Consider the following 13,604-nt stretch of genomic DNA (forward strand, 5'->3'; position numbering starts at 1 on the left):
CTTAAAAACGGAGCCGTCATTCTATCGGTAATCCCCTTGCGCAGGCAGTGCCACGGCATAGCAGATACAGCTTGTCGCCGCCGAGCTGGTATGCCTTGACGGTTTCCCCCTGTTGTATCGCGGGAGTCATCGAGATGATGAAACCGGATTCCAGATCCTGCGGCGGGTATTGCAACGTGCGCTGCGGGTAACGCTGCTGGTTGATATAGGCGGTAACGTTCAGGCCGTTGGTCGTCGAGTCCGTTATATACAAGGGTTGCCCGTGGGTGCGCGCCAGGATGTCGCTGGCGGCCAGCGCGTAATTCTCGCCGCGATAGCGATGCTGGTAGTAGGGAAAGGCAACCAGGCCCAGCATCAGGTTGAATGCGATCGCGGCAACCAGCCAGCGGCGCGTGACATCGATCGAGGCGGCGCCCGCACGCCAGATCAGCCGCGCGGCAATCAGCGCGAACAGCGGATAGACCGGCATCAGGTAGCGCACGCCGCTGTGCGGTGCGAGCCAGTAGGGCAGGAAGTTCAACGCTGCAATCAGCAATGCATCGCGGAAGTGTTCCGGTCGGGTCTCTTTCTGCGTGATGCGACCGCGCAGGGCGAAATAGATGACCAACGCGCCGGCGGGCAGCAGGCCGGACCAGATCTCCAACGGGTATTGCAACAGTTTGGCTGCATATTCTCCGAGGTCGGGGAAAGCGAGCTTTGCGAGGATCTCGGCAAACATGCGCCCGCTCTGGCTGTGGCCGGCAGGGATCAGCGCGAACCAAGCCAGTGCTGCCAGCGGTATGGTGGCATGCGCCGCCAGCGACACGGGGCCGAGCAGCAGTTTCCGGTAGTCGCGTATGCGGGCGAGGACCAGCAGGGCGATGCCGTAAAACACATAGGCGGTGAACGCCTTGCTCAGGAAGGCGCAGGTCAGGGAAAGGGCGGCTACCCAGAACAGGTTGCGGCGCTGCTCCGCACAGGCGATCCACAGCGCGGCGATGGCGGCGAAGATGAACAGCGCGAACAACGGGTCGACATAGGCCAGCCAGCCGTGGTACATCAGTACGTCGTCGAACGTCAGGTAGACCAGTGCGGCGAAAAGCGCAAAGTTGCGTTCGGCAAACAGGCGCCAGACCAGCCAGTACAACACCGCGGCCGTTGCGAGGGTGGCGCCGATCGTCAATCCACGCGCCACTTCGAGCACATGCGTCCAGCCGAACAGGTTGGCGCCCACGATGATCAGCCAGTTGAACAGCGGGTTGTGCCGCACATCGGCGCCATAGAGGTATTGCTTGAGCCAGGTGCCGTGCTGCCACATCTCCATGGAGGTGATCGGGAAGATGGCTTCCTCGCCGACGTAATAATGATTGAATGCGGTGAGCAGGCTCAAGGCTGCGGCGATCAGCAGAACGCGGAAGGAATAAGGAGCGGTCGTATTCATGTTCATGGTTCTTGTCTCAGGCCTGCGGCAGGTAACTCGATTGTGCCATCCGGGCGCGACACATGGCGCCAGAAAGTCTGGAATATCTTGTCGTAACACGTCGATACGGCGTGGTGCGGGTCGAGGAATTCATCGGCACGACAACCGAAATGTTCGGATTGTCCCGCATCCAGGATGAACAGGCCGTTTTCCCTTGCCCAACCGTCCAGCGTTTGCTTGGTGCGGTTCAGTGTATTCCGCAATTGCGGGTGGCGGAGGAACTCGGTTTCCATTCCCGGCAGGAGCGGCGGCATGAACAGGATCAAGCCCCCGCCATTCTGCCGGGCGTGCCGGCCCATTCCGGCGAGGCGTTGCAACAACTGCGGGGCGGGTACGCCATCGGCGGATAACAGGCTCCTGCGATATTGGGAATTGGACGCGATCGAGGCGAGTATCAGCGCGCGCGCATTCCCGACCCGGGAGGAATTGGCGAAAGTGGCGCTGCCATCATGGCGGAAACCCGTGCAGGTGCCGCGATGGATGGTGTCGAAATCCTTTCCGGGCGTACCGTCCGCGCACCGGTAGTCATCGCTTCCGTCCTGCAGGAAGTAGCCGCGAAAAGCGGCCGTTCTGTCGTCTGCACGGCGGATGCCGTCCAGTATTCCCATCAGGCTTTTGATGCGCGGGTAGGACAAAGCGTCGCGCATCCTGTCCGCCAGCGGGATCGATTTGTCCGGTGCTTGCACTGCACGCAGGGTGGCGGCCGCGGAAAGGTCGGCATCGGGCGGTATGCCGTTCTGGTAGATGAACCCCAGCGACCAGTCCAGCGGAATGACCAGCCATTTCACGTTGGCATGATGCCGCTGGAGGTACTCCGCTTCGCCGATCACCGCGCTGAGCGCATGTCCGGTCTGCGCATAGTTGTAGGGATGCCGCGTGTCCGGGAACGCCTGTCGGCCGATGCCCAGCGCTGTGGATGAGCCGAATACCACCGTATCGATTTCCGGCAGGCGATCGTTCAGGCGCAATGTCTTGAACAGGCCGGTATCGCTCAATGTCGGGGCATAGGTGATTCCGTTCGTGCGTTGTTGCCACTGGCTGGCGAGCAATGTTTTCCGGTGGTTGCCCAGTGTGTCGTTGAGCAGGACCAGGTTGAGGATGATGATCGGCAGCAGCGTCGCGCCGAAGCAGGCGGTCAGTGTCCAGACGAAGCGTTTATGCGGCGCGTTCATGTTCAGAACTGGAAGTACAGGAACGCGGATTGCCGGTTCAGGTTGATGACGGCGATGAAGCCGATCAACCACACGGCAAGGGCGGAAGGCAGGGAGGGGCGCCACAACAGCCATCTGGCCCGCCCGCCGGAAGGCACATCCAGCGCGGGCCGGAATCCGGCCATGATCTGCTGGGTGTTCGGCGCCAGCCAGACGATCAGCAGGGAGATCCAGATCCAGTTGATCGCGCCGCCCATGATCAGGTCGTTGGTGGCGCCGAAGTCGACGCCCTGTGCCGCCAGCCACTGGCCGGATGCTCCCCACTTCGGCAGCCAGGCGTCCGGCAGCACGAAACCGTTCATGCCGGCCATCGCATGGAGCATTGCCATGGCGGCATCCATGTTGTCCGCGCGAAAAACGACCCATGCAGCCACCACCGCCAGAAAGGTCAGCAGCACCGACAGCAGGTGGGCCGGACGGGACAGCGGCCGGTCGGGGTCCTGCCCGAGGCTGCGGCGCAGCGCATGCCATGCGTGGTTGACGACCAGATACAGGCCGTGCAGGCCGCCCCAGATCACGAACGTCCAGCCCGCCCCGTGCCACAACCCGCCCAGCAGCATGGTGGCCATCAGGTTCAGGTAGCGGCGCGGCGCGCCCTTGCGGTTGCCGCCCAGCGGGATGTACAGGTAGTCGCGCAGGAAACGCGACAGCGTCATGTGCCAGCGCCGCCAGAACTCGATGATGTTCACCGCCTTGTACGGCGAATGGAAGTTCAGCGGCAGCACCACCCCGAACATGCGCGACAGGCCGATGGCCATGTCCGAGTAGCCGGAGAAGTCGAAGTACAGCTGCAGGGTGTAGCACAGCGCCCCGCCCCAGGCCTCGACGAAGGTCAGGGTGACGCCGGCGGCGGGGGCGTCGAACACCGGCCCGACGTAGACCGACAGGCCGTCGGCCAGCACGACCTTCTTGAACAGCCCGATGAAGAAGATGGTCGCGCCCACCGCCATGTTCTCGTAGTTGAACCGGTAGGTGGCGGCATGGGCGAACTGCGGCATCATCTCCCGGTGGTGCAGCACCGGTCCGGCGATCAGGTGCGGGAAGTAGGTGACGAACAGCAGGTAGTGCACGAAGTTGTATTCCCTGACCTTGCCCTGCCAGGTGTCCACCAGGAAGGCGATCTGGGTGAAGGTGAAGAACGAGATGCCCAGCGGCAGGATGATGTGGGACAGGTTCCAGTCGGTGCCCAGCAGCGGGTTCAGGTTGTCGACGAAGAAGTTGGCGTATTTGTAGTAGCCCAGCAGTGCGAGGTCGGCGGCGACGGCGATGGCCAGCAGGGATTTCTTGCGCCGTTCGTCCTGTTTTGCGCCGGCCCGGGCGATCCAGGTGCCGAACGCGTAGTTGCCAACGATGGAGCCGAGCAGCAATCCGACGTAGGCCGGGTTCCAATAGCCGTAGAAGAACAGCGAGGCCAGCGCCAGCCAGGCGGCGGCATAGCCGTGGCCGACCCGCGCCAGCCGGAAGAAACCCAGCAGCACCACCGGCAGGAACACGAAGATGAAGGCGTAGGAGTTGAACAGCATCAGGCGGTGCGATCCTTGGCCGGCACAACGTCGATATGCGTGGGGATGGCGTATTTCATCGGAACGACATAAAAATCTGGTAGGCTATTTTACAGATAAACACGGCGGTTACGATGCGATGGCGATTTATGCGGTAGGCGACATTCAGGGGTGTTACGAGGAATTCCGGCAATTGCTGGAGCAGATGCGTTTCGATTCAGCGCAGGATACGCTGTGGCTGGTCGGCGACCTGGTGAATCGCGGGCCGGGCTCGTTGGAGGTGCTGCGGTTGGTCAAGTCGTTCGGCGACAGCGCCGTCACCGTGCTCGGCAACCACGACCTGCACCTGCTGGCAGTCGCCGAAGGCGCGGCCGAGCTGCATCGCAGCGACACGCTGGACGAGGTGCTGGGTGCCCCGGATCGCGGCGAGTTGCTGCACTGGCTGCGCAGCCAGCGCCTGTTCCATGCGCAGGACGGTTATGTGCTGGTGCATGCCGGTCTGCTGCCGCAATGGAGCGTCAAGCAGGCCGGCAAGCTGGCCCGCGAGGTGGAAAAGACATTGCGCGGCGACGATTACGCCACCTTTCTGGCGCGCATGTACGGCAACAGTCCGCATGGCTGGAGCGATGATCTGGGCGGATACAAGCGGCTGCGCGTCATCGTCAACGCCTTCACGCGCATGCGTATCTGCACGCCGCAGGGCGAAATGGAATTCAAGTTCAAGGGCGAAGTGGAGAACATTCCGGAAGGGTATCTGCCGTGGTTCGACGTGCCCGACCGGGCCAGCCGCAAGGCCGCCGTGATCTTCGGCCACTGGTCGGCTCTGGGATTGAAGATGACGCACAATGTCATCGCGCTGGATAGCGGATGCCTGTGGGGCGGCCCGATGACGGCGATCCGTCTGGACGACCGCCGGTTGTTCCAGGTGGCCTGCAACAATCCGGTGACGAAGCACTGGTAACGGACTGGTCGGCAAGCTGTCAACACGCAATCGGACGACTGCCTGCAATATCGGCAGATCGTCACAAACTCCAGGCGTACGGTAATGGTTTCGGCGAGCCGCGAGATGATTCTTCGTCGCACGAAGATCCGGTCGCACCAATCGGTTTATCGTGTTTATCGATGGGCATGCCGCCGCAGGACGGCATTGCCGGGATATCGGCTTCAGCATCGTGGGAGGCCATGACTTCCAGAATATGGTCGATCTCTTCAGGTTGGGTGAGAAGACGGTTCATGATGTTTCCTTCAGTTGGTATGGGTGTGTCTATCCGGATGGTTCGGCGCGCCTGCTTCGCCGGGTTGTTTCTCATGGAGGGGCGCGACACATAGTTTCAAGTCAGTGCCGTCCGGAACGGAATCTTTTTGCGGCAAGGGGGATTCCGGTTGTTGCATGAACATGAGGAGCTTTTTCTGGGCTGCGGCAAGCCTGTCGCCCAATGCCGCATTGCAGGATTCGAGCAATGCGATACGCTTCAACAGCTGTTCGGTTCTTTTTGAGACTTTCCGTTCGAGGTAGTAACGATGTTCGTTCAGTTCGGATTTCATCCTGCACATGTCCAGCAGGATATTTCTGATGAATGGCGCACTGTCGGATTTTTCATCTCGATTCAACATTTCGTTCCCTCATAGCGTTGACCATATGCGGAAATCCCGTCAGCCAGGCTGGTCGCCGTGCGTTGTAGACCGGCATATCGGGGCGGTCATCCTAATGCGCCCACGTTACAATCTCATGATGCAAGAATGAATGTGTAGAGAAGGGGCGATTTGACAGGCCGGAACGGGGTGGTTGAACAAGGCTGGTAATCTTGACGGATCGAAGCTGATCCAAGCTAGACGATATGCGCTAAAGCTAATATTACGCTTGCATGTTTATTTCAGAGCAGCTAGTGTCGCAACACCATAGAAAATCAGATAGATGAGTGTCATTACAGCAAGGGAGAAACAAGAAATGACTGAACTTTGCAAACCCGAGTATCTGGAAAAAGTAAAAGGCCTGACCAAGGAAGAATCCGAACGCCTGTTGTCCAGAATGGGCGGCAAGTTGCCGCGGCGGCTGCAGAAGGAGAAGATCAGCCGCGAGGAAGCGCTGGCCATGCAGATGGAGCTTGAAGACGAGCAGCTTGAAGAGTGGCGCAAGATGATGCGCAGCCTGAAGAAGAAAGAGGAAACCAAGAAGAAGGAAGAGGCCAGGAAGAAGGCCAAATCCAAACCGGCTGAAAAGGTTGCCGCATCCTCGAAGGAGAAGGCGACAAAAAAGGCTGCCACACCGTTGAAGAGCGAGACGGCAACAAAAGCCAAGCCTGCCAGAAAAGCCACGCCTGTCAGAAAAGCCAAGTAAACCGTCTGTATCGAAGCCGGAAAGGCTGTCATGCTTTTCCGGTCATCCGCAATATCGACCGTTCATTTCCATCAACCTTCCGGTCATCGATCACCCTGCCCATTCGTCGTACATGCTTTGACGCGGAGGTGGACGGATCCCAATATGGGTCCCCGTAAGCGCAAATCCGCGCGTCGGCATGGATAACGGCATTGCCGGTCCGTGTGAACGGCAGATTGTCCTGCCGGAGGCATTGGAGGACATGAAATGATCATTACGATTGTCGGTGTCATCGTCGCCGCCGTCGCCATCAAGGTGGATCAGATGACGCGATACCAGTACAAGGGCTTTCCGCTGATCGCGCTGGGCGGGGTGTTGACGGTCATTCTTTCGCTTGTGTTCTAGGAGCGGCGATATTCCCGGTCGCGTCCGGCCAGCAGTCGTTGCATCATGCCTTCGGCCTGCCTGGCGTATCCTCCACCGAACAGGTTGGCGTGGTTGAGGATGTGATACAGGTTGTACAGGTCGCGGCGCGCAGCATAGCCTTCATCCGGCGGCCAGGCCGCGCGATAGGCGGCATAGAAGTCCGCCGGATAGCCGCCGAACAGTTCCGTCATCGCCAGGTCGCATTCGCGGTCGCCGTAACAGGTTGCGGGATCGAAGACCGCCGGCGTGCCGTCCGCGAGGAAGGCATGGTTACCGCCCCACAGGTCGCCGTGCAGCAGCGAGGGGCGCGGCGTGTAACCGCCGAAAAAAGCGGGCAGTGCGTCCAGCAAGCTGTCGCCCAGTTTCTGTAACGGGTCGCCGTACCCGTTGTCTGCCGCAAGTCGCAACTGATATCCCAGGCGCTGCTCGCGCCAGAAATCCACCCAGTCGCTTTTCCATCCGTTGGGCTGCGCAGTGGTGCCGATGAAGTTGTCATGCGCGAAACCAAAGCAGGGCGAAGTGCAGCGGTGCAGCGCGGCCAATTGCTCGCCCAGCAGCCTTGCATTGCCGCGCGAACCCAGTTCCAGATATTCCAGCACCAGATAGCTCTGCTCGCCGGTGATGCCGTGCGCGATGGCGCGCGGCACGCGCAACGTGTTCGTCGCGGCGATGGCGGCCAGCCCTTCCGCTTCGGCGGCGAACATCGGGTGATATACCGCGTCATTGAACTTGGCGAAATATCGCGAACCGTCCGCGCCTTCCAGCCGGTATGTCCGGTTGATGCAACCGCCGCTGACGGGTGTCGCGCTCAGGCGCAACGGAGCCGCTCCGGGTGGCGCGATGCGTTCGGCGATGGCCTGCCAGTCAATGCCCGAGAAGTCGTTCATAGATAGCCAGATCACTGTTTGAAAAACAGCAGAAGACGATTTCGCGCAGCGACCCGCGCGCGAGCAAAGCATCGCGAACCGTGGCGACGGCGATTTCGGCGGCCTGTTGTGCAGGGTAGCCGTAGACGCCGGTACTGATGCAGGGAAAGGCGACGGAGCGCAGGCCGCGCGACTGTGCCAGCGACAGCGATTCGCGGTAGCAGGAAGCCAGCAGGTCTGACTCGCCGCGGTCGCCACCATGCCAGACCGGGCCGACGGTGTGGATGATGAAGCGTGCGGGCAGCCGGTATCCATGTGTGATGCGTGCCTGCCCGGTGGGACAGTCGCCTAGCATGCGGCATTCGGCCAGCAGTTCCGAACCGGCGGCGAGATGGATCGCGCCGTCCACGCCGCCTCCGCCGAGCAGCGATGAATTCGCCGCATTGACGATGGCATCCACCTTCAACATGGTGATGTCATCGCGAATGGCGCGCAGGGTGATGGCGTCCGGACTCATTCCTTCGCGGGTTTGTCGTTTCCCGGTACGGCGGGCACTTCGTGTTCCACGCGTTCTTCGCCCCGTTTGTTCACTATCCGTACGCGGTCGCCGATCTTGAAGGCATCCGGTTTGCCTGGCTGCATCACATAAGTGCTTTGCGTTTCGCCGTCCAGTCTGACCCATATCTCCAGCCCGGGACGGGTGGCGATGCCGGCCTGGTGTCCGAGCGTGCCACCGAGCACGGTGCCCAGCACCGATCCGACGACCGCGCCGCGCCCGCCGCCGGTACTTGCGCCGCCGACCTGGCCGAAGATGCTCCCTGCTGCCGAGCCGGAATCCGAACTGGCATCCAGTTCGATCGGCGTGACGCTTTCGATCACGCCGGCCTTGACGATTTCCTTGGGCGCATCAGCAGGGCGATCGGCGATACCGTGCGGGGTGTTCGCGCAGGCGGCGAGCAATAAAGTGGCGAGCAATAACGGGACGCGCATGACGGTCTTCTTACAATTGCACGTCGAAGCCGAAGTGATGCTTGAACTGGGACATCAACTCGTCGCGCAGTGGCACATGGCTCTGGCCGCCACGATGCGCGATCTTGACCGAGCCCATCAGCGAAGCCAGCCTCCCGGTGGTCTCCCAATCCCAGCCGCTCCGGATGCCGTACAGCAGCCCGGACCGGTAGGCGTCGCCGCAGCCGGTTGGATCGACCACTGCGACCGGTTTTGGCGTGGGGATGGCGATCTCCTTGCCGTCCGCGTAGATCATCGACCCGTCGCCGCCCAGCGTGACGATCAGTGCGTCAACGCTTTCGGCGATCTGCTTGAGCGTCCTGCCGGTCTTGTCCTGCAGCAGCTTGGCTTCGTAATCGTTGACAGTGACATAGGTCGCCTGGTCGATGAAGCGCAACAGGTCCTCGCCGGAGAACATCGGCATGCCCTGACCGGGATCGAACACGAACGGAATGCCCGCCTCGGCGAATTGTTCGGCGTGTTCCATCATGCCGGTGCGACCATCCGGAGACACGATGCCCAGACTGACATCGCTGGCGTGACTCACCTTGTTCTGCTCGGAGAAGCCCATCGCGCCAGGGTGGAAGGCGGTGATCTGGTTATCGTCCAGATCGGTGGTGATGAAGGCCTGTCCGGTGAAACTGTCCGGCACGTGGCGGATGTGCGTCTGCGCGATGCCCAGTTTTTCCAGCCGTTTGGCATACGGGGTGAAATCGTCGCCAACGGTCGCCATGATCAGCGGATCGCCGCCGAGCAGCTTCAGGTTGTACGCGATGTTGCCGGCACAGCCTCCGTATTCGCGGCGCATCTCCGGCACCAGGAACGCCACGTTCAGGATGTGCAGCTGTTCGGGCAGGATGTGTTTCTTGAAGTGGTCGTGGAACACCATGATGGTGTCGTAGGCCATGGAACCGCAGATGAGAGTCTTCATGATGGTATCGGTGCGTCGTGTTGGAATAAGAAGATTATAAACGCCTCAGCGCGGGCGGTAGGCGGCAGGATCAGGACGCGATTCAAGCAGAGGCTTCCTTGCTGAAAGTGACCTCGGACAGTTGCATCACCGGCGTTGCGACCCTGACCTTGCCGCCGGTCTGTTCGAACGCCTCGAGGATGGCGGTGTACAGCCTGTCCTTGGCGGTACGTCGGCGCGAGTAGTCCACCAGATAGCGCATGGTGAACTCGATCCAGTTAGCGTCGAAACTCATGGTGACGACCACGTCCATGCGCGCATCCTCGGGCCGGTGGTGCAGCATGAAGGTGGACCACGAAGCCTGCGCGGCGGCCATGGTGTCGGCCTGCAGGCGGTCTCCGGTCTGCTGGATGATCGTGCGCGCCAGCCGGTGGTCGGAGTCGCTGCGGATGGGGATCACGATCTCGTCCCACAGGTAGGGGAAGTCGCCCGAGGTGTAGTTGTAGGCCTGCTCGCGCAGCACGACATTGTTCGGCATGTGGATCACGCGGCCGTTGTACAGGTCGGATTTCACCCAGTCGCCGCACTCCATGAGGGTGGTGGAGAGCGGGCTGACATCCATCACATCCCCCATCACGCCGCCGAGCCGGATGCGGTCGCCCGGTTTGTACAGGTTGCCGAAGGTGATGACCAGCCAGCCGAACAGGCTCTGGATCAGCTCGCGCAGGGCGAAGCCGATGCCGACGCCGAGCAGGCCGATCAGCACCGGGATGTTGGACAACTGGTTGCTGAACACGGCGATGGCGACCAGCAGCGACAGCGTATAGCCGACCATGCTGAACGTCTTGCGCGTCTTGTAGCGCAGGTCCTTGTCGGCGATCTTGTTGGTCGCGACCATCTGCGCGAAACGCACCAGCAGCAGGATGAACACCAGACTCAACGCGAGCACCAGCATCTGTGCGAACAGCGGATGGGCGGTCAGTTCATTCAGGATATGGTTCATGCCATGACTCCGTGGGATTCTGCATCAATCAATGGTGTTCGCCTTTCGTTGCCGGAATGATGAGCGAATGGGAGGCTGAATTATAACCGCGCCCCGGAGGCGCGGTTCGAAGAACCATTCGGGCGGGAACGACAGGGAGCGTGAAAGGCGGGCGCGACTTTTCCTATGAATCCCCGGCTTCTGCGGCAAGCGGTTTTTTCAGCGTCCGCGCATAGATGCTCTGGACGGGTTTTGCCGGATAGGCCATCACCAGCATGGCGGTGAGCGAGATGCTGACCAGCACCACCATGTACGTCACGTCGCGGATGATCTCGCCGCCCTCGATGCCGTACTTGAGCGGCAATGTGGCCAGTACGGCTGCCGCCAGCCCCTTGGGCGCCATCATCGAGGTGATGGCGGTGTCGCGCAGGCTATAGCCGGGATCGCGGAAGATGAAGCGGGTCAGGATGATGCGAACGGCATAGACCAGCAGCACCATGGAAACGGCGGTCAGCGTGATGTTGGCCGCGCCGAAATGGATCGAGATGCCCAGGTAGACGAAGAAGTAGGTCTTGAGCAGGAACACGGCTTCCTGATAGAAGATCAGGTCGACCTCGTTCAGGGGAACGAGGTTGTTGTCGATGCTGGGGATGCGGCTCAGGCCGAACTTCTCGAAGTTGGTCAGCGTGATGCCCAGTGCCAGTGCGGCGATCGCGCCGGAATATCCCAGCGCCTCGGTGGCGCCGTAGACGATGAACACATAGGCGAGCGTGGACGAGATAGTGTTGGGGAAATCGCGCACCTTGCCCAGCACCAGCAGCCAGCCGATGCCGCCCAGTACGCCGATCACCGCGGCGAATATCAGCGCGGCGAGCACGCTGCCGACCAGCTTGCCCGCGTCGACCCCGCCCTGTATCTGCACCTGTAGCAGGGCGAACACGCCGACGATGCACAGCACGTCGGTCAACGCTGATTCCAGCACCAGCACGGTGGCCGGTTTCTCCGACAGTTTGAGCGCGTTCACCATCGGGATCACCACCGCGGAAGAAGTGCCGCCTAGCGTCAATCCGAGCAGGAGGGCGGGCATGATCCCCAGGCCGAGCACGGCCAGACCGACGCCGGTCACCACGGCAGTGGTCAGCAGGAAGCCGGCGATCGCGAGCAGGCCGGTGGTGCCCAGTGACTTGCCCAGCACATTCAGGTCTAGCGAGGTGCCGCTTTCGAACAGGATGATGACCAGCGCGATGGTCGCCAGCAGCGACCCGACCTTGCCGAAATCCTCGGGCGATACGATGCCCAGCGCGGGCCCGATCACGATGCCTACGATCATCAGTACCAGCACGTCGGGGATGTTGGTCCTGCTGAATTGCAGCGACAGGAAGTGCGAGAAGAACACCATCAGCCCGATGATGAGGATTGTTGTTGACATGTTTTCCGGATAAGTTGGCCAGGGGCGCGGATTATACCCCGAGGAACCTCTGATTAAGTCCCGCGTGACCGCGCAGTCGGTTTGGCGGGATGGGATGCAAGGCGCGCGAGGCAGCGAATGGTCGATCCCCTTCGCAACGAGCGCAACACCGCAGACCGCCCGCAAAACCGACTGCGCATAAGGGTTGCAACAAAATCGCGCCCTCGCGACGTTGCGCTTCTCGGCATCGTAGTCCCGGACGCAGCCCGGACACGGTGCGGCGGAGCCGTCCGGTGCGGGATGGGCTGCCGGCGGCTGTTCCCGCAATCGGCTGCTTCGCAGTAACGTGTCACAGCCGCCACCTTCGTCGCGCGCCTTGCGATCATCACGATTTTGTCAGCAACGCGGCTCATGGAGGACTTAATCAGAGGTTCCCTGACATGCATGACAACTTCTGCAGCGTGCTACGCTAGAATGTCCCCATCGGATCGAAGGGGAACGCCAGATGGAAAGTAAACTGACACTTGAAAGCCTGCACATCCCAAGGGAATTGGTGCATGTCCTCATCATTCTGGCGCTGGCATGGCTGCTGATGCGCGTGAGCAGGAGGTTGATCCGGCTGTTCACTGATTACATGAACGAACGCGCCGATAGCGCCGAAGACCGGCGCCGTATCGATACCATCGCGCATGTGCTGCACTATATCGCATCGGTGGTCATCTGGCTCATCGCCGGCATCATGGCGCTGAGCGTGCTCGGCATTTCCGTCGCGCCTGTCCTTGGCGCCGCCGGCGTGGTCGGCATCGCGGTCGGTTTCGGGGCGCAGAGCCTGATCAAGGACTATTTCAACGGTTTCTTCATGCTGCTGGAGAACCAGATCCGCCAGGGGGATGCGGTCGAGCTCTGCGACAAGAAGGGCATAGTCGAGGACATCACCTTGCGATTCGTTGCCCTGCGCGACATCGAAGGCAATGTTCACTATATCCCGAACGGACAGATCTCCATCGTCACCAACAAATCCCGCGGTTACGCCTATGCCCTGATCAATTTCGGTGTGGCCTATCGCGAGGACCTGGACGAGGTCTATCGCGTCACCCGTGAGACCGCTGCCACACTGCGCGCTGATCCGGAGATCGGGCCGATGATACTGGAAGACATCGAGATACAGGGCGTGCAGGACTGGGCCGATTCTGCTGTGGTCATCCGCTGCCGCTTCAAGACCGAATCGCTGGAACAGTGGAACGTGCGCCGTGCTTTCCTCGGCCGGTTGAAAAAGGCCTTCGACGCGCACGGTATCGAGATCCCCTATCCGCATCTGACGATCTATGCCGGGCAGGACAGGCAGGGCAACGCACCGGCGCTGCGCATCGCCCGCCAGAACGGGAATTCCTGATCCCTGTTCGACCCCTGGGGGTACTTGCTTTTTCCGGCCTTAGGAGTAGAGTGCCGCCCCGTTCCTTCCCGCACTTGCCGGGAAAGGGGGGCTGAATGGTTTCAAGGGAGCAGGTCTTTTTC

The 13,604-nt window shown here is 61.1% G+C and carries 15 protein-coding genes; 4 read left to right on the forward strand and 11 right to left on the reverse strand.

What is annotated here, in order from left to right; translation table 11 throughout:
• Positions 1-16: 16 nt before the first annotated feature.
• Genes IPM27_08330 through IPM27_08340 form a run of 3 tightly spaced genes read right to left on the reverse strand, consistent with a single transcriptional unit; the run spans position 17 to position 4,193 of the window.
• Positions 17-1,426: a dolichyl-phosphate-mannose--protein mannosyltransferase gene (locus IPM27_08330; protein MBK9161557.1), complete on the reverse strand. Its 1,410-nt coding sequence runs from the start codon at positions 1,424-1,426 to the stop codon at positions 17-19.
• Positions 1,423-2,631: a hypothetical protein gene (locus tag IPM27_08335; GenBank protein MBK9161558.1), complete on the reverse strand. Its 1,209-nt coding sequence runs from the start codon at positions 2,629-2,631 to the stop codon at positions 1,423-1,425. The genes IPM27_08330 and IPM27_08335 overlap by 4 nt, the downstream gene beginning before the upstream one ends.
• 2 nt (positions 2,632-2,633) lie before the next feature.
• Positions 2,634-4,193: an MBOAT family protein gene (locus IPM27_08340; protein MBK9161559.1), complete on the reverse strand. Its 1,560-nt coding sequence runs from the start codon at positions 4,191-4,193 to the stop codon at positions 2,634-2,636.
• A gap of 118 nt (positions 4,194-4,311) precedes the next feature.
• On the opposite strand from IPM27_08340, the gene IPM27_08345 reads away from it, so the two are divergent.
• On the forward strand, positions 4,312-5,133 hold the full coding sequence (locus IPM27_08345; protein ID MBK9161560.1) for a symmetrical bis(5'-nucleosyl)-tetraphosphatase: 822 nt from the start codon (positions 4,312-4,314) through the stop codon (positions 5,131-5,133).
• Positions 5,134-5,194: 61 nt separating this feature from the next.
• Here the strand turns inward: IPM27_08345 and IPM27_08350 are convergent, their stop codons facing one another.
• On the reverse strand, positions 5,195-5,407 hold the full coding sequence (locus tag IPM27_08350) for a hypothetical protein (GenBank protein ID MBK9161561.1): 213 nt from the start codon (positions 5,405-5,407) through the stop codon (positions 5,195-5,197).
• A 10-nt stretch (positions 5,408-5,417) separates the two neighbouring features.
• Positions 5,418-5,786 (reverse strand): hypothetical protein, encoded by a 369-nt coding sequence (locus tag IPM27_08355; protein ID MBK9161562.1) that lies wholly within the window; start codon positions 5,784-5,786, stop codon positions 5,418-5,420.
• Between the two features lie 334 nt (positions 5,787-6,120).
• Between IPM27_08355 and IPM27_08360 the strand changes: the two genes are divergently transcribed.
• The gene (locus IPM27_08360; GenBank protein MBK9161563.1) at positions 6,121-6,510 is read left to right on the forward strand and encodes a hypothetical protein; all 390 of its coding nucleotides are present in this window, start codon (positions 6,121-6,123) and stop codon (positions 6,508-6,510) included.
• Positions 6,511-6,756: 246 nt separating this feature from the next.
• Complete coding sequence (locus IPM27_08365; protein ID MBK9161564.1) at positions 6,757-6,894, forward strand: hypothetical protein; 138 nt, start codon at positions 6,757-6,759, stop codon at positions 6,892-6,894.
• Here the strand turns inward: IPM27_08365 and IPM27_08370 are convergent.
• From IPM27_08370 to IPM27_08395, 6 genes are all read right to left on the reverse strand, one after another.
• Positions 6,891-7,802 carry a fructosamine kinase family protein gene (locus IPM27_08370; protein MBK9161565.1) on the reverse strand — a complete coding sequence of 304 codons (912 nt, stop codon included), beginning with the start codon at positions 7,800-7,802 and terminating at the stop codon, positions 6,891-6,893. The two genes, IPM27_08365 and IPM27_08370, sit on opposite strands and share 4 nt — an antisense overlap.
• The gene (locus tag IPM27_08375) at positions 7,780-8,298 is read right to left on the reverse strand and encodes an O-acetyl-ADP-ribose deacetylase (GenBank protein ID MBK9161566.1); all 519 of its coding nucleotides are present in this window, start codon (positions 8,296-8,298) and stop codon (positions 7,780-7,782) included. Before IPM27_08375 ends, IPM27_08370 begins: the two co-directional genes overlap by 23 nt.
• On the reverse strand, positions 8,295-8,771 hold the full coding sequence (locus IPM27_08380) for a hypothetical protein (GenBank protein MBK9161567.1): 477 nt from the start codon (positions 8,769-8,771) through the stop codon (positions 8,295-8,297). The genes IPM27_08375 and IPM27_08380 overlap by 4 nt, the downstream gene beginning before the upstream one ends.
• Positions 8,772-8,781: 10 nt before the next feature.
• Positions 8,782-9,720: a carbohydrate kinase family protein gene (locus IPM27_08385; protein ID MBK9161568.1), complete on the reverse strand. Its 939-nt coding sequence runs from the start codon at positions 9,718-9,720 to the stop codon at positions 8,782-8,784.
• Positions 9,721-9,802: 82 nt separating this feature from the next.
• Positions 9,803-10,702 carry a mechanosensitive ion channel gene (locus tag IPM27_08390; GenBank protein MBK9161569.1) on the reverse strand — a complete coding sequence of 300 codons (900 nt, stop codon included), beginning with the start codon at positions 10,700-10,702 and terminating at the stop codon, positions 9,803-9,805.
• A 163-nt stretch (positions 10,703-10,865) separates the two neighbouring features.
• Complete coding sequence (locus IPM27_08395) at positions 10,866-12,110, reverse strand: cation:proton antiporter (GenBank protein ID MBK9161570.1); 1,245 nt, start codon at positions 12,108-12,110, stop codon at positions 10,866-10,868.
• Positions 12,111-12,594: 484 nt separating this feature from the next.
• Between IPM27_08395 and IPM27_08400 the strand changes: the two genes are divergently transcribed.
• A complete protein-coding gene (locus IPM27_08400) occupies positions 12,595-13,482 on the forward strand; it encodes a mechanosensitive ion channel family protein (GenBank protein MBK9161571.1) in 888 nt (295 codons plus the stop codon).
• Positions 13,483-13,604 lie beyond the last annotated feature (122 nt).

It is taken from the genome of Nitrosomonadales bacterium (genome assembly GCA_016716325.1).
Lineage (GTDB): Bacteria > Pseudomonadota > Gammaproteobacteria > Burkholderiales > Gallionellaceae > Gallionella.